Annotated in this window: 17 protein-coding genes; 8 read left to right on the top strand and 9 right to left on the bottom strand. The window is 66.3% G+C overall.

Going from position 1 to position 17,169, the window contains the following annotated elements; genetic code table 11:
* Nucleotides 1-139 precede the first annotated feature (139 nt).
* Entirely contained in the window at nucleotides 140-988 is an 849-nt protein-coding gene (locus ATF69_RS05220; RefSeq protein WP_146870108.1) for a 3-hydroxybutyryl-CoA dehydrogenase, read from the bottom strand.
* A 128-nt stretch (nucleotides 989-1,116) separates the two neighbouring features.
* Here ATF69_RS05220 and ATF69_RS05215 point away from each other — a divergent pair, with 128 nt between their 5' ends.
* Nucleotides 1,117-2,706, top strand: a complete 1,590-nt coding sequence (locus ATF69_RS05215) for a GMC family oxidoreductase (RefSeq protein WP_146870107.1) — start codon at nucleotides 1,117-1,119, stop codon at nucleotides 2,704-2,706.
* A 188-nt stretch (nucleotides 2,707-2,894) separates the two neighbouring features.
* On the top strand, nucleotides 2,895-3,632 hold the full coding sequence (locus ATF69_RS05210) for a hemerythrin domain-containing protein (protein ID WP_146870106.1): 738 nt from the start codon (nucleotides 2,895-2,897) through the stop codon (nucleotides 3,630-3,632).
* A gap of 165 nt (nucleotides 3,633-3,797) precedes the next feature.
* On the opposite strand, the gene ATF69_RS05205 is transcribed toward ATF69_RS05210, so the two are convergent.
* From ATF69_RS05205 to ATF69_RS05195, 3 genes are read right to left on the bottom strand one after another with little or no spacing between them, the layout of a single operon-like run.
* Nucleotides 3,798-5,150: a GAF domain-containing protein gene (locus ATF69_RS05205; RefSeq protein WP_167514330.1), complete on the bottom strand. Its 1,353-nt coding sequence runs from the start codon at nucleotides 5,148-5,150 to the stop codon at nucleotides 3,798-3,800.
* Nucleotides 5,147-5,662 carry a hypothetical protein gene (locus ATF69_RS05200; RefSeq protein ID WP_146870104.1) on the bottom strand — a complete coding sequence of 172 codons (516 nt, stop codon included), beginning with the start codon at nucleotides 5,660-5,662 and terminating at the stop codon, nucleotides 5,147-5,149. The genes ATF69_RS05205 and ATF69_RS05200 overlap by 4 nt, the downstream gene beginning before the upstream one ends.
* Nucleotides 5,659-6,510: an ABC transporter permease gene (locus ATF69_RS05195; protein ID WP_094289109.1), complete on the bottom strand. Its 852-nt coding sequence runs from the start codon at nucleotides 6,508-6,510 to the stop codon at nucleotides 5,659-5,661. Before ATF69_RS05195 ends, ATF69_RS05200 begins: the two co-directional genes overlap by 4 nt.
* 90 nt (nucleotides 6,511-6,600) lie before the next feature.
* Between ATF69_RS05195 and ATF69_RS05190 the strand changes: the two genes are divergently transcribed.
* The 6 genes from ATF69_RS05190 to cynS all read left to right on the top strand — a co-directional run bounded on the left by ATF69_RS05190 (nucleotide 6,601) and on the right by cynS (nucleotide 12,346).
* Nucleotides 6,601-7,809 carry a sensor histidine kinase gene (locus tag ATF69_RS05190; protein ID WP_146870103.1) on the top strand — a complete coding sequence of 403 codons (1,209 nt, stop codon included), beginning with the start codon at nucleotides 6,601-6,603 and terminating at the stop codon, nucleotides 7,807-7,809.
* Nucleotides 7,806-8,501, top strand: a complete 696-nt coding sequence (locus tag ATF69_RS05185) for a response regulator (protein WP_121507696.1) — start codon at nucleotides 7,806-7,808, stop codon at nucleotides 8,499-8,501. The genes ATF69_RS05190 and ATF69_RS05185 overlap by 4 nt, the downstream gene beginning before the upstream one ends.
* A 146-nt stretch (nucleotides 8,502-8,647) precedes the next feature.
* On the top strand, nucleotides 8,648-10,054 hold the full coding sequence (locus tag ATF69_RS05180; protein WP_146870102.1) for a CmpA/NrtA family ABC transporter substrate-binding protein: 1,407 nt from the start codon (nucleotides 8,648-8,650) through the stop codon (nucleotides 10,052-10,054).
* A gap of 1 nt (nucleotide 10,055) precedes the next feature.
* Nucleotides 10,056-10,925, top strand: a complete 870-nt coding sequence (gene ntrB, locus ATF69_RS05175; RefSeq protein WP_099731375.1) for a nitrate ABC transporter permease — start codon at nucleotides 10,056-10,058, stop codon at nucleotides 10,923-10,925.
* The gene (locus tag ATF69_RS05170; protein ID WP_146870101.1) at nucleotides 10,915-11,790 is read left to right on the top strand and encodes an ABC transporter ATP-binding protein; all 876 of its coding nucleotides are present in this window, start codon (nucleotides 10,915-10,917) and stop codon (nucleotides 11,788-11,790) included. The genes ntrB and ATF69_RS05170 overlap by 11 nt, the downstream gene beginning before the upstream one ends.
* Nucleotides 11,791-11,902: 112 nt before the next feature.
* Complete coding sequence (gene cynS / locus ATF69_RS05165; protein WP_008905293.1) at nucleotides 11,903-12,346, top strand: cyanase; 444 nt, start codon at nucleotides 11,903-11,905, stop codon at nucleotides 12,344-12,346.
* 171 nt (nucleotides 12,347-12,517) lie between these two features.
* Here cynS and ATF69_RS05160 read toward each other — a convergent pair whose 3' ends face one another.
* From ATF69_RS05160 to ATF69_RS05140, 5 genes are all read right to left on the bottom strand, one after another.
* Nucleotides 12,518-13,288 carry an anti-sigma factor gene (locus ATF69_RS05160; RefSeq protein WP_146870100.1) on the bottom strand — a complete coding sequence of 257 codons (771 nt, stop codon included), beginning with the start codon at nucleotides 13,286-13,288 and terminating at the stop codon, nucleotides 12,518-12,520.
* On the bottom strand, nucleotides 13,285-13,851 hold the full coding sequence (locus ATF69_RS05155; protein ID WP_146870099.1) for a sigma-70 family RNA polymerase sigma factor: 567 nt from the start codon (nucleotides 13,849-13,851) through the stop codon (nucleotides 13,285-13,287). Before ATF69_RS05155 ends, ATF69_RS05160 begins: the two co-directional genes overlap by 4 nt.
* A gap of 107 nt (nucleotides 13,852-13,958) precedes the next feature.
* Nucleotides 13,959-14,537, bottom strand: coding sequence for a DUF3455 domain-containing protein (locus tag ATF69_RS05150; protein ID WP_108498300.1), 579 nt, complete (start codon nucleotides 14,535-14,537; stop codon nucleotides 13,959-13,961).
* Nucleotides 14,538-14,690: 153 nt separating this feature from the next.
* Nucleotides 14,691-16,016: an FAD-dependent oxidoreductase gene (locus ATF69_RS05145; RefSeq protein WP_146870098.1), complete on the bottom strand. Its 1,326-nt coding sequence runs from the start codon at nucleotides 16,014-16,016 to the stop codon at nucleotides 14,691-14,693.
* The gene (locus ATF69_RS05140) at nucleotides 16,013-17,098 is read right to left on the bottom strand and encodes an acyl-CoA dehydrogenase family protein (RefSeq protein WP_244303658.1); all 1,086 of its coding nucleotides are present in this window, start codon (nucleotides 17,096-17,098) and stop codon (nucleotides 16,013-16,015) included. The genes ATF69_RS05145 and ATF69_RS05140 overlap by 4 nt, the downstream gene beginning before the upstream one ends.
* Nucleotides 17,099-17,169 lie beyond the last annotated feature (71 nt).

Below are 17,169 nucleotides of genomic sequence, written 5' to 3'. Positions count from 1 at the left end.
TAACGCAAGCGGCCTCCAAACCGGCGCGGTGCCTTACCAGTGCACCCGCGCAAGGGCCGCCACGACATGTGAATGTCGTCTTCACTCCGTGCGCCGGGTGCGTCCCCCTCAGGGTGAAGGCGCGAAGCGCCTCAGGGGGTTAATAGGAATACACGCCCTGGCCCGTCTTGCGGCCCAGGCGGCCCGCCGCCACCATTTCCTTGAGCAGCGGGCAGGGGCGGTACTTGCTGTCGCCGAACTCGGTGAGGTACACGTCCATCACGGCCAGGCACACATCCAGGCCGATCATGTCCGCCAGCGCCAGCGGGCCGATGGGCTGGTTGCAGCCCAGTTTCATGCCCGCGTCGATGTCCTCGGGTGTGGCCAGGCCTTCCGCCAGCACGAAGAAGGCCTCGTTGATCATGGGCACCAGGATGCGGTTGACCACAAAACCGGGCGCGTTCTTCACGGTGATAGGGCTCTTGCCCAGGGCTTCGGCCAGCGCCTTCACGGCGTCGTGCGTGGCGTCGCTGGTCTGCAGGCCACGGATGATCTCCACCAGCGCCATCATGGGTACGGGGTTGAAGAAGTGCATGCCAATGAAGCGGTCGGCGCGGCTGGTGGCGGCGGCCAGCTTGGTGATGGAGATCGAGGACGTGTTCGATGCAATCAGCACCTCGGGGCCCACCAGTGCATCGACCTGCTTCAAGATCTTGAGCTTGAGCTCGTAGTTCTCGGTGGCGGCTTCGATCACCAGCTGCGCGGCCTTGAGGTCGTCGTAGCTGGTGGAGGTCTTGATGCGCGCCAAGGCTGCGTCCTTGTCGGCGGCGCTGATCTTCTCCTTCTTGATCAAGCGGTCCAGGCTGCCAGCCACGGTGGCCAGGCCTTTTTGCACTGCAGCATCCGAGATATCGACCATCACCACGTTGATGCCCGACACCGCACAGGCCTGTGCAATGCCGTTGCCCATGGTGCCTGCGCCGATGATGCCTACGGTCTGAATCGTCATATAGAGAGCCCTCTTCAAAGTGAAACGGATGGACGGAATGGTAAGGCGAATCGCACGACCGTTCGGTTATCGTGCGTCAAACCTGAACCAACAAGCCGCTGCGCAGCATGGCGGAGGAGACACAAAACATGTTTGACTACATCGTGATCGGTGGCGGATCGGCGGGCTCCGTGCTGGCCGGCCGTCTGACTGAGAACCCCTCCGTACGCGTCTGCCTGCTGGAGGCAGGGCCTGCCGACAAAAGCGTGCTCATCCACTGCCCGGCTGGGCTGGCCGTGATGGCCAAGTTCGAACTGAACGGCTGGGGCTTCAACACCACGCCGCAGGCCGCGCTGAATAACCGGCGCGGCTACCAGCCACGCGGCAAGGTGCTGGGGGGCTCCAGCTCCATCAACGCCATGGTCTACATCCGGGGCCAGCACGCCGACTATGACCACTGGGCCGCGCAGGGCAACCCGGGCTGGGGCTGGGAGGATGTGAAGCCTTACTTCGTGCGTGCCGAGAACAACGAACGCGGCGCCAACGCTTGGCATGGCCGGGGCGGCCCCTTCAACGTGGCAGACCTGCGTGCACCCAACCGGTTCAGCCAATATTTCACCGACGCAGGTGTGCAGGCCGGGCACCCGCACAACACCGACTTCAACGGCGCCACGCAGGAAGGTGTGGGCCTGTACCAGGTCACGCACAAGAACGGCGAGCGCCACAGCGCAGCCAAGGGCTACCTCACGCCGCACCTGGCGCGACTCAACCTGCAGGTCATCACCGGGGCGCATGCCACGCGCATCCTGTTCGACGGCACGCGCGCGGTGGGTGTCGAATACCGCCAGGGCGGCGCGATCAAGCAGGTGCGAGCGGGCCGCGAGGTGCTGCTGAGTGCGGGCGCGCTGCTGTCGCCGCAGTTGCTGATGCTGTCGGGCGTGGGGCCTGCCGCGCATTTGCAGCAACACGGCATCCCGGTGCTGCACGACCTGCCGGGCGTGGGCCAGCATCTGCACGACCACCCCGACGTGGTGCAGGTGCTGGACGCACCCGAGCTCAAGGACCTGTTCGGCCTGTCACTGTCGGGCATGGCGCAGACGCTGCGCGGCATAGCCGAATGGCGCAAGCACCGCACGGGCATGTTGACCACGAACTTTGCCGAGGCGGGGGGCTTCATCAAAAGCGACCCGTCCGAGCCCGCGCCCGACCTGCAGCTGCACTTTGTGATCGGCAAGCTGGTGGACCACGGGCGCAAGACCGTGTTCGGCCATGGTTACTCGGCCCACGTGTGCCTGCTGCAGCCCAAAAGCCGGGGCGCGGTCACGCTGGCCAGCCGCGACCCCATGGCCTTGCCTTTGGTGGACCCGAACTTCCTGGCCGATCCCGATGACATGGCGCGCATGGTGCGTGGCTTCAAACGCACGCGGGAGATCCTCATGCAACCGGCGCTCGCGAAGTTCGGCGCCAAGGAGCTGGCGGCCTCGGCCAGTGCGCGCAGCGATGCGGAGATCGAGCAGTTCATCCGCCAGTACGCCGACACCATCTACCACCCCGTGGGCACCTGCCGCATGGGGCCCGGGCCGCTGGATGTGGTGGATGCCGAACTGCGTGTGCATGGCCTCGCGGGCCTGCGTGTGGTGGACGCGTCCATCATGCCGCGCATAGTGAGCGGCAACACCAATGCGCCCACGGTGATGATTGCTGAAAAAGCGGTGGACCTGCTGCGCGCCGCGCCGTGAACGATTTCACGTTTGGCGCCCGGAACGCGATTTTTAAGGTTTTCAAAGGGTCTGTTTAAGGAGTTTTTAACAGGCAAAAGCGCGGCGAATTTCTAGACTTCTTTGCATGGAAACGGGTGCATGGTGCACCCGGCCCGGCGCCAAAAAAAAGGCGCTGAAAGAGCCCACCGGGGCCATGAAAGAACGTGATGAAGATTGATGCCCGCGAAATTGCCGCACTGACACAAGCCCAGCCCGCCGCCCCCCGCATGGATATGTACGCCAGCATCCACAAGGCGCTGCGCGCCTTCATGGCCGACACGCTGCTGGGCCTGGGCCGCATGGATGTCGAGGACGACCTGGAGTTTGCCCACACCTGCGACCGCGTGATGCAGTTGCTGGACCTGTGCCGCGCCCACCTGCACCACGAGAACCAGTTCGTGCACGCCGCCATGGAGGCGCGCCAGCCCGGATCCAGCCAGAGCATTGCCGGTGAACATGTGGAGCACGAAGAGGCCATCACGGCCCTGGCAGACGGGGTGAACCACCTGATGGCCTGTGCCAAGCCCGCACGCCCCGCAGCCACCCAGGCCCTGTACCGCCAGCTGGCGCTGTTTGTGGCGCACAACTTCGAGCACATGCACGAGGAAGAGACTGCGCACAACCGCGTGCTCTGGCAGTGCTACACCGATGCAGAACTGGCAGGCGTGCACGATGCGCTGGTGGCCTCGATCCCGCCGCAGGAAATGATGGTGGTGGCCCGCTGGATGGTGCCCTACATGTCACCGGCCGAGCGCACGGCCATGCTGTCGGACATGAAACAACATGCGCCTGCCCCTGTGCTGGCAGCGGTGCTGGCGCAAGTGCAGCCGCACCTCACGCAGCCTGAGTGGACCAAGCTGATGCGCGGCCTGGGCCTGCCGGTGGTGCCGGGTCTGGTGCACTGAGAAGGTGTAAACGAACCCGCCATGCCCGCTCATCCCGCCAAAACACACCCGTTCGTCGTTACAAATGCTCGCCATAGCCCGAGCTATGGCTGCGCTTTGTGTCTCGATCGGGCTCGTTTTGGCGGCCTGCTCGGGCTCGCCGGACTCATTCACACCTTCTGAGGCTCAAGCGTCTTCCAGCACCACCGGGCGCAGCACGCACAGCCGAAAGCGCCCGCGCCCCGTCTTTTCGATGTGTATGTGCGGGCAGTTCTCCTGCAGGCGGCGCTGCAGCAATAGCAGGCGGGCCTCCAGGTTGTCGGCCACATCGGGCAGGCGCAGGGCGGGGTCCAGTCGCAGTTCGCGGTTGGTGAGGTCCACACGCCCGGTGTGCTGGTGGTCGCGCAGCAGCTTCCAGACAATGGCGCCCGCCACGCCCTTGATCAAATAGTCGTCGTTGATGAACACACTGTCGTTGGCCGCAAAGTGGCGCACCCGCAGCGCGCTGCCGCTCACCGGCGGTGCCGCTGTCGGAGTAGGCAGCGGCTCGGGCGCATCGGGCGCGGCCTGCAGCAGGTCGATGGCGGCGGCCAGCTGGCCCGCAATGGCCACCAGCAGGTCCTCATCCTCGAAACCAAAGCGCATGTCCTCGGGGCTCTCGGCAAACAGCACACCCAGCAGGCGCCCGGCCGACAGCAGTGGCACCGCCACCTGGCTGTGCGGCTCTGGCAGGCCGGGGTAGGGGATGTCCAGGCCGCGCAACGGGGGCGCATCGGGTGTGGCATGCGCGTCCATGCTTTCGCGGATGGCATGGCTGTACAGGGCAGCGTGCGTCATGTGGCTGATGCGCACCGGCGTGCGCTCGCGCGCGGCCATGCCGATCACTCCCTGGCCCAGCCGGATTTCTGAACCCACACCCGATGTGGCATAGCCGCAGCTGGCCACCGTGTAAAGCTGCTGGGCGCTGGCATCCAGCATCAGCACCATGGCGTGCTGGATGCCCAGCTTGTCCTGCAGGCCCTGCAGCGCGCCTTGCAGCAATTCATCCAGCCCCGAGCAGCGCGCGATGCTTTCGCTGCACAGGCGCAGCGTGTGCAGCAAGCCAGAACGTGGCGCCGGTGCCGGCAGGCCTTCGCCCGCCACCGATTCGATGCGCTCCACAGCATAGATGTCGGCCCCCTTGAGTTCAAACACCTCGGCCATGCCCGCATGCGACGCAATGCCCGCCAGCTGCGCGCGCATGCTCTCGAACACCGGGCCACTGTCCTCGGTGCGTTCGTACAGCAGGTGCAGGCGGTAGAAATGGGCGGTGAGCGGGTCCAGCACCAGCACGGACGCACGCGGGTTGCGCAGGATGTTCTGGCGGGTCTTGTTGAAGAACTGGAACGACAGCGCCACATGCGCCGCATCCACATAGACCACCTGCGAGATGTAGGCCACGTTGGGTGTGCCGTCAGGGTCGCAGGTCGCCATGATGGCGGGAATCGCCCCCTCCAGGCAGGGGCGGATGCTGTGCAGGGACGGCGCTGCGGAGCTCATGGCTGCAGTACGGGTGGTGTGGGTGGTGCGGGCGGCGCACACAACTCCGCGCCCGCGCGCGGGCCTGGGGTCTGGTCGAACGCGCTGGTGGGGGTGAAGGTCACTGCGACCACATCCTGCAGCGGTGCTGCCAGCATGGCGCCCACATACTGCGGCCCATAACCCACCCGGCCCACCTCCTGCACCATGGACTGCAGGTAGGCCTGCAACACCGGCAGGTCGCCATCAGTGGCCGGGCGCTGCGTGGCCCGGCGGGCTTTGAGCTGCAGCGTCTGGTGGGTGGACGGCACGCTGAACACCACGGCAATCTCGCCGGTGTGCGCGATGTCCTGCAGCAATTGTTCGGACTGGCTGCGCCGCAGGTACACCGTGACCTCCTGCCCATCGCCGCTGATGTGGCTGCCCACGGCGCGCATGATGCTAGGGCGCAGGGCCGCGTCGCGTGACGCCACGATGGCCGACACGCCTTTGGCCACCATGGCGATATGGCTGGGGCCGAGTAGCGCGGTCATGCCTTGAAGCGTTTGCGGGTCAGGGCCAGAGCCACCCAGAAGGCCACCACGGTGGTCACCACCAGCACCAGGCCATGGCGCAGGGGGTGGGCGGGCCACTGGTCCATGAACAGCGGGCGTACCAGCTCGACCGCGTTGGTCAGCGGCAGCCAGTCGGAGATGGTGCGCACGATGGGAGGCAGCTGCTCGCGCGGGAAGAACACGCCCGAGAGAAACATCATGGGCGTGAGCACCAGCGTGAAGTAGTAGGTAAAAAAGTCATACCCCTTGGCCAGCGCATTGAAGATGAGCGCGATGCTGGAGAACATCACCCCCACGAACAGCAGCACCGGCCAGGCCACCAACAGCTTGGGGCTGTGGCTGATGGAGAGGGCCAGCATGACGCCCAGGATGGCGGTGACGGTGAATAGCGCCTTGAACGCCGCCCACAGCATTTCGGCCAGCACCACGTCGTCCAGGCTGACCGGCGCGTTCATGATGCCGTCCCAGGTCTTTTGCACATGCATGCGCGAGAAGGCCGAGTACAGCGCCTCGAAGCTGGCCGCGTTCATGGCGCTCATGCAGATGGAGCCGCTGGCCAGGAACAGGATGTAGGGCACCTTGGTGTCGCCCGCCGCGCCGCCCACGTTCACCTGCCCCACCAGGGCCCCCATGCCGTAGCCAAAGGCCACCAGCCACATCAGCGGTTCGGCAATGTTGCCCACCAGGCTGGGGATGGCCAGCTTGCGCCAGACCAGCAGGTTGCGCATGAACACGGGCCACCAGCGCACGGACAGGCTGGGCGGGCGCCATACCGACGGCGGGGGCGGGGCCACAGTGGCCACAGAGGGCGGGTGAGCGGTTTGCATCCGCTTATTGTGCGATGTTGGCGGGCGGGCGCACAGTCCCCGATGTGTTCATCTTCGCCACCTGGGCACGGCCATTGCTTGGGTACCCCTATGTCCACCCACGTCCTGAACCTGCCCGCCGGTGCCAGTGCCCTCTGGCAGAACCGCCTGGGGCTGCTGCTGGAGTCCACGGGCGAGGGGGTGTTTGGCATTGATCTGGCGGGCAACTGCGTGTTCATCAACCGGGTGGGCGCGCAGATGCTGGGCTTTGCGGCCGATGAGGTGATAGGGCGCAACATGCACGCGCTCACCCACCACAGCCACCCCGACGGCAGCCCGTATGCGGACGGCGACTGCCCCATCTTCAATGCGTTCCGCCAGGGTCTGCCCTGTCGTGTGGACACCGAGGTGTTCTGGCGCCGCGATGGCTCGGCGTTTGCCGTGGAGTATTCCAGTCACCCCATTTTGGAAGGCGATCAGGTGCAGGGAGCTGTGATCGCTTTTGTGGACATCACCAGCCGCAAACGCGCCGCCGACGAGCTGCAGCGCGCGCACGATGAGCTGGCCCGCGCCAATGACGAGTTGGAGCGCCGAGTGGCCGCGCGCACACAAGAGCTGTCGCAGGCGCTGGCGCAGTTGCGCGAGCTGTCGGCCTACTCGGAGCAGGTGCGCGAAGACGAACGCACCCGCATCGCCCGCGAAGTGCACGACGAGCTGGGCAGCCTGCTGGTGGCGCTGAAGATGGATGTGAACTGGCTGCACAAGCGCCTGGGCGAGCAGGGCGAGCGCACGCCCGAGGCCGCGGGCGACATGCGCACCCAGATGCGCTGCAAGTGCCAGAACATGAGCCGCCTGATCGAAAACGCCGTGGACAACGTGGGCCGCATCATCACCGACCTGCGCCCCAGCATCCTGGACCACCAGGGGCTATGGGCGGCGCTGGAGTGGCAGGCACAGGAGTTCGTGCAGTCGGCCGAACTGGAGCTGGCGTGGCAGATGGAGGTGCCTGCCACCTTGCACTTGCCCGAGCCTGCAGCCATCGCTGTGTTCCGCATCTTCCAGGAGATTCTGAGCAATGTGGGCCGCCACGCGCAGGCCAGCGCCATCGACATTGCCATCGACGTGCAGGACGAGATGCTGCAACTGCGCGTGCGCGACAACGGCGTGGGCGCTACCCGCCAGGCCTTGGAGGCGCCCACCGCCTATGGCGTGATGGGCATGCGCGAGCGGGCACGGCAGCTTGGGGGCCGGTTGAGCATCACCAGCGAGCCGGGGCAGGGCTCGTGCCTGCAATTGCTGATTCCTCTGGAGCTGTCATGAATTCCGTGGTTCGAGTGTTGATCGGTGATGACCACCGCATCGTGCGGGAGGGGCTCAAGCAGGTGCTGGGCGACCCGGCCAATGGCGTGCCCGAGATCACTGTGGTCGCCGAGGCCACCCAGGGCAGCGAGGTGCTGGAGCTGGTCGCCGCCCTGCAAGGGCCCACGGGAACACCGGGGCTGGACCTGGTGCTGCTGGACATCGCGATGCCGGGCATGGACGGCCTCGAAGTGCTGCAGGCGCTGCGCAAGGCCTGGCCTGCATTGCCGGTGCTGATGCTCAGCACCTACCCCGAGCGGCAATACGCGGTGCGCTGCATCCAGATGGGCGCGGCGGGCTACCTGCACAAAAGCGCCGATCCCGACGACATGGTGGCCGCCGTGCGCAAGGTGGCCGCTGGCGGGCGCTACCTGACGGAGGCGACCGCGCAAGCCCTGGCAGGTGCACTAGAACGCACCGGGGTGGTGCGTACCGCACAGCAGGGCACGCCCGCCGGGGTGGACGCGCTCTCCTATCGGGAGCACCAAGTGTTCCGCCTGCTCACTGCCGGGCAGAGCGTGAGCGAAATTGGTGCGCAGCTCAAGCTCGCGCCCAACACGGTGAGCACCTACCGCGCCCGCATCCTCGAAAAGACCGGCGCGCGCAACGATGTGGAGCTTGCGCTGCTGGCGCGTGGCGCACCGGCAGAGTGAATTCGGTGCGTTGCACGACCGATTTGTAGTGCTGGCCCTACACGCTGTAGACACCACACCCACGAATTCATGACAGCGGGCCGACACCGGCAAAAACTGGCCCGCGCTTTGCGTAACGCCTGGCACCAACTTCTTCGAGGTGTGCCATGTCCGAATTCTTCTCGCCCTACGATGCCGACCGCCCGTTGATGCTGAAATGCAGCTGTGGCCGCGACCACACGGTGGCCGACCACCACACCGAGGTGTCGGCCGATGCCGCCGCAGCCACCCTGCGCCAGCGCAGCGAGACCCGTGAGTTCGAGCTCTACAGCAACGAGTTCATCGAAGCCACGCTGGTCAAGGCGCTGTTTCCGCAAGACGCAGTGCGCCGCCGCTTCATCAAGGCGGTGGGCAAGGGCACGGCCATGGCGGCCATCGCGAGCGTGTTGCCAGTGGCCAGCATGCAGGCCATGGCGCAAGAGAAGCAGGGCGCGCTGGAGAAGACCAACCTCAAGATCGGCTTCATCCCGATCACCTGCGCCACCCCGCTGATCATGGCCCACCCGCTGGGCTTCTACAGCAAGCAGGGCCTGAGCGTCGAAGTCACCAAGACGGCCGGCTGGGCACTGATCCGCGACAAGATGATCAACAAGGAGTACGACGCCACGCACTTCCTGAGCCCCATGCCGCTCGCAATCTCCATGGGCCTGGGCTCCAACGCCACGCCGATGAACGTGGCCACCATCCAGAACGTGAACGGCCAGGCCATCACGCTCAGCCTCAAGCACAAGGACAACCGCGACCCCAAAAACTGGAAGGGCTTCAAGTTCGCGATCCCCTTCGAGTACAGCATGCACAACTTCCTGTTGCGCTACTACCTGGCCGAGGCGGGTTTGAACCCCGACACCGACGTGCAGCTGCGCGTGGTGCCACCCGCTGAGATGGTTGCCAATCTGCGTGCGGGCAATATCGACGGCTTCCTCGGCCCCGATCCTTTCAACCAGCGTGCCGTGTTCGAGGAAGTCGGCTTCATCCACCTGCTCACCAAGGACCTGTGGAACGGCCACCCCTGTTGCGCCTTCGGCACCAGCACCGAGTTCATCCAGAAGAACCCCAACACCTTTGCCGCGCTGTACCGCGCGGTGCTCACCTCGGCCGCGATGGCGCGCGACCCGGCCAACCGCGAGCTCATCGCCAAGGTGATTGCGCCCCAGGCCTACCTGAACCAGCCCGAGGCCGTGCTCAACCAGGTGCTCACCGGAAAGTTCGCCGACGGCCTGGGCAAGATCCAGAACGTGCCGGACCGCGCGGACTTCGACCCCATGCCGTGGCAGAGCATGGCCGTGTGGATGCTCACGCAGATGCAGCGCTGGGGCTACATCAAGGGCGATGTGGACTACAAGCAGATCGCCGAAAAGGTGTTCCTCATCACCGATGCGAAAAAGCAGATGAAGGCGCTGGACCAGAAGGTGCCCGAAGGCGCGTACCCCAAGTTCAAGATCATGGGGCGCGAATTCGATGCCGCCAAGGCGAGCGAGTACGCAAAGAGCTTCCCCATCCGCAAGGCGGCATGACATGACTCCCGCCAAGAACCTCAACCTGCGCGCGGGCCTGTTGTCCGTGCTCATCTTCCTGGCCCTGCTGGGAATCTGGTACATCGCCACCGCTTCTTCGGGCGCGGGCAACAGCACGGCCGGCATGACCGCCGAGCAGATCGAGTACGCCAAGATGATGGGCAAGGACCCAGGCGCCAGCGCCAAGGGCAGCGGCTTCCCCTCACTGGCAGAGATGGGCCGTACCGTGTGGGGGCACGTGTCCAACCCGTTCTATGACAACGGCCCCAACGACAAGGGCATCGCCATCCAGCTCGCGCATTCGCTGGGCCGGGTCGCGCTAGGGTTCGGCCTGGCCTGCTTGGTGGCGATACCGCTCGGTTTCGTCATCGGCATGTCGCCGCTGCTGCGCCGTGCGTTCGACCCGTTCATTCAGGTGCTCAAGCCCATCAGCCCGCTGGCGTGGATGCCGCTTGCGCTCTACACCATCAAGGACTCATCGATCTCGGGCATTTTCGTGATCTTCATCTGCTCGGTGTGGCCCATGCTGGTGAACACGGCGTTTGGCGTGGCATCGGTCAAGCGCGAGTGGCTCAACGTGTCGGCCACGCTGCAGGTCAACCCGCTGCGCAAGGCCTTCCTGGTGATCTTGCCCGCCGCAGCGCCCACCATCCTCACGGGCATGCGCATCAGCATGGGCATCGCCTGGCTGGTGATCGTGGCGGCCGAGATGCTGGTGGGCGGCACGGGGATTGGCTACTTCGTGTGGAACGAGTGGAACAACCTGTCGCTCACCAACGTGATCTTTGCCATCCTGGTGATTGGCGTGGTGGGCATGTTGCTCGACCTGGCCTTCGGCCAGCTGCAGAAGGTGGTGACCTATGTGGAGTGATGTCGCCCAGCGCCCGGCTGTTCCAGCCCCTCTTGCCACTGACGCCCCGCAACGAAAGGCCTCTGCCGTGACCCAAGGCTTCCTCCAGATCGACCGGCTGAGCAAAGCCTTTGTGCCCGCCAAGCCCGTGTTTGCCGATGTGTCGTTCACGCTCGACAAGGGCGAATTCGTCTGCATCATCGGCCACTCGGGCTGCGGCAAGACCACCATCCTGAACGTGCTGGCGGGGCTGGACACCGCCACCTCGGGCACCGTCATCATGGACGGGCGAGAAGTGGCCGGCCCCAGTCTGGATCGGGGCGTGGTGTTCCAGAGCCACGCGCTCATGCCCTGGCTCACGGTGCGCCAGAACATCGCGTTCGCTGTGAAGTCGCGCTGGCCCGACTGGAAGAAGAGCCAGGTCGATGCGCATGTGGAGAAGTTCGTGGCGCTGGTGGGCCTGAGCCCTGCCATCGACAAGAAGCCTTCGCAGCTCTCGGGCGGCATGAAGCAGCGCGTGGGCATTGCGCGCGCGTTCTCCATCCAGCCCAAGATGCTGCTGCTGGATGAGCCCTTTGGCGCGCTCGATGCGCTCACACGCGGCACCATCCAGGACGAGCTGATGACCATCGTGCGCCAGACGCAGCAGACGGTGTTCATGATCACGCACGATGTGGACGAGGCCATTTTGTTGGCCGACCGCATCCTGCTGATGAGCAACGGCAACGAGACGCCCGAGGGCTACCGCCCCGGAGGCATCGCCGAGGTGGTGGTCAACCCGCTGCCACGCGAACGCACGCGTACCAGCCTGCACCACCTGGACGGCCACTACGCGCTGCGCAACCACATCGTGGACTTTCTCGTCACCCGAGCCAAAGCCCACTGATTTCCTGAATAACCCAGCACTGTCGTGTTGCCCCTTGGGGTGGCAGGGAGTGCTGCACCCTGAAGTTCCTGTTCCCTGTTCCAAAACCCATCCAACCGAAGGAGCCATCACCATGAACCGCAACGACGTTACCGAAAAGATCATCAGCACCAAGGTCGCCAAGGGCCTGCAATGGGAGGCCATTGCCAAGAAGGTCGGCCAGTCCAAGGAATGGACCACGGCCCTGTGCCTGGGCCAGATGACGGCCACACCCGAGCAGGCCAAGATCGTCGGCAAGATCTTCGGCCTCACCGCCGAAGAGCAGAAGTGGCTGCAGGTGGTGCCCTACAAGGGCTCGCTGCCCACGCCCGTGCCCACCGATCCGCTGATCTACCGCTGGTACGAGGTGGTGAGTGTGTACGGCACCACCATCAAGGAGCTGATCCACGAGGAGTTTGGCGACGGCATCATGAGCGCCATCGACTTCAGCATGGACATCCAGCGCGAAGCCAATCCCAATGGCGACCGCGTGAATGTGGTCCTGTCGGGCAAGTTCCTGCCGTATAAACAGTACTAACCCCCTGAGTCGCTTCGCGCCTTCCCCCTTTCTCTCGAATTGCTGCGCAATTCGGGAAGGGGACACCGCCAGCGCGGCGGGGCGGCCCTTGCGCGGCGGTCGCAGGTATAGGCCGTGCTCGTTATGCCGGCGTGGGTCTAGACATTGCACCGAGTGGGGTAACCAAGACGGTCAGAGCACCTTGACGGCGCGACCGATGAACTGGATGGGCCCCGTGGGTTTGCCAATCGGCGAGCCTGTCGGCGGCTCCAGCGTCAACTCGAACAGCTGGTTGGGCTGCAGCGGCGGCAGCTTGTCCAGCGGGATCTGCAGCGGCTGACCGGGCTGCACCAGGCCCAGCGACACGGGGCCGCTCCAGCCGTCGGCCTTGGTCCAGAACTCCAGGGCCTTGTCGGCCGGTACTTCGGCCACACCCAGCGGAATCAGGCTGATCTGCCGGGGCGAGCTGGCTTGCACCACCCAGCCCGGGGCCTTGTCCTGCGGCGCGACCAGCACCACCATGAACTGTGGCGGCGCGGCCACTGGGGCGGTGCGGGTGACCAGCACTGCCGCGAGTACCGCTGCCATGGCAAAGCCCGAGCCGGCGAGGGCACGCCACAGGCCCAGGTGGTCCCACCAGCGCACGGATGGCTTGCGCTCGGTTTTTGCGCGGGGTTGGGAGGTAACGGACGTCGCAGCCGGCTGTGCGCTGGTGGCCTGCAGCGACTGGTCGATGCGCGCCCACAAGGCAGCGGGCGGCGCGATGGGCTCCGCCAGCTGGGTCAGCGGCAGCAGGCGGGCTTCCCATTCGGCCACCGCCTGTTGCAATGCCTTGTCACCTGGCAGGCGTTGCTGCACGCCCTGGCGTTCGGCGGCGGGCAGGGTGCCCAGCACGTACTCACCAGCCAGCACGCTCAGGTCTTCCGGCAAGGGCGTAGGCGGTGTGTTGCGCTGGTCGGTCATGCCATGCACTCCCGCAGCGATACCAGGCTGCGCCGAATCCACGCCTTGACGGTGCCCAGCGGCGCGCCGAGGCGCTCCGCAATTTCGCCGTGCGAGCAGCCGTCCACGTAGGCGTGCAACACGCAGTTGCGGCGCGCGGGGTCCAGGGCCTCCAGGCAATGCTGCAGGCGGCCCAGGCTGGCGTTCAGCGCAAAGGTTTCCTCGACCTCGTGGTGGGCCTGCACAAACATGTCGGCCTCCAGGGCTTGGGTGGTGGTGTCGTCCACATCAACGTGGCGGCCCGCGTCGCGCACGGCGTTCAGGGCCAGGTTGCGCACCACGCTGTAGATCCAGCCGCGTGCGCTGCCCCGGCGCGCGTCGTAGCTGGTGGCGCGCGTCCAGATGTTCACGCACGCATCGTGCACGATGTCCTCGGCCAGCGCGCGCTGGCGCACGATGCGCAGCGCCACACCCAGCAGCCGCGCGCCCTCCTGTTCATATAGGCGGTGCATGGCCTGCCGGTCGCCGGCTGCGCAGGCGGCCAGAGCGGCTTCGTAGTCAAAATCGCCAGGGGTGTCGGGCACGGTGTGCAGGCAGCGGGGCCGCGGCTAAAGGGTGGGCGCATCGTAGCCGCAAACCCGCCACCGCCTGGCGGTAGCCCCCGCTGGGCAGGGGATTGCGTGTGCGTGGTTTACGCGGCCTTCCAGAAGATGTAGTCGGCCTGGTACTTCACGATCTGGCGCTCGCCCTTGTTGGCGGTGGTACAGGCAGCAGCGGGTGCCACGCCGCCCTTGAGGGCCACGCGCTGGATGAACGTCACGCCGGTCATGGCGCCCGAACCCATGGCGGGGTTGGCCTTGACGAGCTGGTAGGGCAGGTTGCCCGTACCCGAGGGTGCCACGGCCAGCTGGGTAGCCGTCAGCTTGGACCCATCGCTCGACTCCCAGGTGGCCGGTGGGCCGTAGTAGGTGCCCACTTGTTTGCCGCTGCGGTCATTCAGCACGGCCTTGGGGCCCACGAACACCCATTCGGTCTGGCCGGGCATGTTGGCCTTGTCGCGGCATTCGTAGGTGATCTCGCCCACGCCCACGGTTTCCATTGCCACCTTGTTGCCAGTCGGTACCTTGATGCTGTCGGGCAGGCTGTCCTGCGAATACATGGATTTGGAAGGCGACGACATCATCGAACCGCAGGCGCTCAGCAGCACGGCGGCGGCAATGGCACCCGTCAGGGGCAGCAGGCGGGAGATGGGGGACGTGTGAACGGTCATGGCGTTTCTCTCTGGTCTATGGGTTGATAGGACAGCAGCAAGTTGCGCTGCTGTAGGTACTACCCACGAAAACGCCGTTTGGATGCAGTGGATGCCAAAAATTTTTTGCCGGTGCCGGCCCGGGCAAGATTGCCGCCCGGGCCCGAGGCTGCCTCAATGCAGGGTCAGCGGCTGGGTGGTGGTCTTGACCCGCACCACGGCCGCCCGGTGCTCATAGGGGGTCACCGGTTGGCCCAGGATGGCGGCCGCCAGCGTGCGCGCCTGCCGGGCAATCGGTTCGATGTAGCGGCTGCACTGCCCGTCGATGCTGATGCAATCGCCCAGTGCATGGATGCGGGATACGCTGGTTTGCAGCGTGCCTGCGTCCACCGCAATGCCATGGGTCCAGTCAAGCCCTGCACTCTGCGCCAGGCGGTGGGGGGGCAGCAGGCCTGCAGCCACCACCACTTCGTCCGCCGCAAAACGCCGCCCGCTGGTGGTGGAGACGCGGTAGCGCGAGCCCACGCGTTCCACCTGCTCCACCTGCAGACCGCCTTCAAAGCGGATGGACAGGTCTTTCCAGGCGTCCAGCAGCTGCGGGCCCGCCTGCTGGTCGTGCCAGCGCGCCAGTGGTTCGGTGGCCGTGTCCAGCAGCGTGATGTGGTGGCCGCCCAGTGCCAGGTCGTTGGCCAGCTCACTGCCGACCAGGCCCGCGCCGATGATGAGCACGTCCTTGGGCTGGTCGCCCAGGTGCTGGCGCAGGCGCTGGTAGGCGTCCAGGTGGTTGATGCGCCAGCACAGGCTGGCGGGCAAGCCCTGAGGCAAGGCGGCCTGCGCACCGTGGGCCAGCACCAGGTGGCCGTAGCGTAGCACGCCCCGCGTGGTGCGCAATTGGCGGGTGTCGGCGCAGATGCGCACGGCATGGGTGTGGGCCAGCAGGGTGACGCCCAGGCGGTGCGCCGCATCGCGACCGGTTTCGGACACCAGGGCCAGCGGGTCCAGCTGGCGCGCCATGGCCACCGACAGCAAAGGCTTGTCGTACCGGTCGCCCGCACAGGCCGTCACCAGGGTGATGGGCAGCGTGGCGCTGTGTTGGCGCAGGGTTTCGGCCAGTTGCCAGCCTGCACGGCCCGCGCCGACGATGACCACTCCCGGCTCGCCACGCACGCGGAGGGAGGCGGCTGGCGCTGCGCTGGCCTGCGCCCGCAGCGCCTCCAGCGTGGGGGCTTCGTACGGAGAAAAATCGGCCTTGGTCACGCCGCACAGCGGGCAGGCCCAGTCGTCGGGTATGTCCGCCAGCCGCGTGCCCGGCGGCAGGCCGCCATCGGGGTCGCCGTCGGCCTCGTGGTAGACGTAGCCGCAGGCGTTGCAGATGTAGCTTTGCCAGGGCGCCTGGGCGGCCGCGTCGGCAAACGCATCGCACAGCGCCTGCGATGCCGCGCTCAACACGAACTCGGAGGTAACCGATGGCGTGGTGGCGGTGGGGAGGGCGCGCGTCATGCAGGCATCTCCTCGGTGCTGAGCCGGGCGATCTCCTTGCGCAGGTGCTTGATGGCGGGCGTGACGATGGCCACAAAGTGCGACTCGCGCACGCGCCGCTGCACGTCCGAGCTCATCAGGTAGCCGCGCGCACCCTGGTGCATCAGGGCCGACTGGGCGGCGCGCAGGCACAGCTCCGCGCCATGGGCACGGGCGTCCAGCACATCGATGAAGAAGTCGGTGCTTGTGTCGAACGGCGTCTGGGCCAGTTGCATTACGCGTGCGGTCAGTGCATCCAGTTCGGCCTGCAGGGCGTCGGGCCGGTCTTCCAGGAACTGGTTGACGTGGCCCAGTTGGGCCTCCACCGCCCACATCGAGTCGATGGCGCCCTGGGTGATGCCCACCGCCATGCCACATTGCAGCATCACGAACGCAGCGCGGATGCGGGCAATAAAGGGGCGGGTGGGGTCGGCCATGATGTCGGCCGTGCCGATGAAATGGTCCTTGAGCCGCAGCGCATAGGTGCCCGTGCCCTCCATGGCGGAGAAGCTGGGGCATTCGCGCATCTCCACGCCCGGTGCGTCGCAGCGCAGCAGGAACATTACCTCGCGCTGGCTGGCCGTGCCGTCGGCCTCCACCACCGCCGCAATCGCGCCGCAGTAGTGGTCGGGCCCCAGGTTGCTCACCCAGGGCAGGGTGCCGTTGATGAGGTAGCCCCCCTCCACTGGCGTGGCCTTGAGCAGCAGGCTTTCGATCTGCGCGTAGCTCTTCATGGGGTTGGACAGCGCCGTGCCGCCCATGCCTGCGCCGCTGGCGTGGCGCTGCAACACATCGCCCATCAGCGCGGGGTTGCCCGACTGCTGCAGGTACAGCCCGCACACCGCCTGGCACCACATCATGAAGCCCGTGGCGCCGCACACGCGCGAGGCCTCGGCCATGGCGCGGATGGCCAGGCCGTAGTCGGCCGGGCCGGCCGTGCTGTCCAGGTGCGCGCTCATCGCGCCCACGGCGGCCAGCTGCTGCAGCTCCGCGCAGGGGTAGTAGCCGGTGCGGTCAATTGCCTCCACCTGCGCGGCCAGCGGGCCCTGCGCGATCTGACGCACGGCGGCCAGCAGCGCATCGCCCCGCAGGGCGCCGTCCAGGTGGAGTTGGGGGGGGGAGGTCGGCGGGGTTC

The sequence above is a fragment of the Acidovorax delafieldii genome, assembly GCF_007993815.1.
Lineage (GTDB): Bacteria > Pseudomonadota > Gammaproteobacteria > Burkholderiales > Burkholderiaceae_C > Acidovorax > Acidovorax delafieldii.
This window is presented reverse-complemented; position numbering and strand designations above follow the sequence as displayed.

Coding starts and splice junctions, on each gene's coding strand:
- ATF69_RS05220 (WP_146870108.1), bottom strand. CDS start 988: ATGACGATTCAGACCGTAGGCATCATCGGCGCAGGCACCATGGGCAAC.
- ATF69_RS05215 (WP_146870107.1), top strand. CDS start 1,117: ATGTTTGACTACATCGTGATCGGTGGCGGATCGGCGGGCTCCGTGCTG.
- ATF69_RS05210 (WP_146870106.1), top strand. CDS start 2,895: ATGAAGATTGATGCCCGCGAAATTGCCGCACTGACACAAGCCCAGCCC.
- ATF69_RS05205 (WP_167514330.1), bottom strand. CDS start 5,150: ATGAGCTCCGCAGCGCCGTCCCTGCACAGCATCCGCCCCTGCCTGGAG.
- ATF69_RS05200 (WP_146870104.1), bottom strand. CDS start 5,662: ATGACCGCGCTACTCGGCCCCAGCCATATCGCCATGGTGGCCAAAGGC.
- ATF69_RS05195 (WP_094289109.1), bottom strand. CDS start 6,510: ATGCAAACCGCTCACCCGCCCTCTGTGGCCACTGTGGCCCCGCCCCCG.
- ATF69_RS05190 (WP_146870103.1), top strand. CDS start 6,601: ATGTCCACCCACGTCCTGAACCTGCCCGCCGGTGCCAGTGCCCTCTGG.
- ATF69_RS05185 (WP_121507696.1), top strand. CDS start 7,806: ATGAATTCCGTGGTTCGAGTGTTGATCGGTGATGACCACCGCATCGTG.
- ATF69_RS05180 (WP_146870102.1), top strand. CDS start 8,648: ATGTCCGAATTCTTCTCGCCCTACGATGCCGACCGCCCGTTGATGCTG.
- ntrB (WP_099731375.1), top strand. CDS start 10,056: ATGACTCCCGCCAAGAACCTCAACCTGCGCGCGGGCCTGTTGTCCGTG.
- ATF69_RS05170 (WP_146870101.1), top strand. CDS start 10,915: ATGTGGAGTGATGTCGCCCAGCGCCCGGCTGTTCCAGCCCCTCTTGCC.
- cynS (WP_008905293.1), top strand. CDS start 11,903: ATGAACCGCAACGACGTTACCGAAAAGATCATCAGCACCAAGGTCGCC.
- ATF69_RS05160 (WP_146870100.1), bottom strand. CDS start 13,288: ATGACCGACCAGCGCAACACACCGCCTACGCCCTTGCCGGAAGACCTG.
- ATF69_RS05150 (WP_108498300.1), bottom strand. CDS start 14,537: ATGACCGTTCACACGTCCCCCATCTCCCGCCTGCTGCCCCTGACGGGT.
- ATF69_RS05145 (WP_146870098.1), bottom strand. CDS start 16,016: ATGACGCGCGCCCTCCCCACCGCCACCACGCCATCGGTTACCTCCGAG.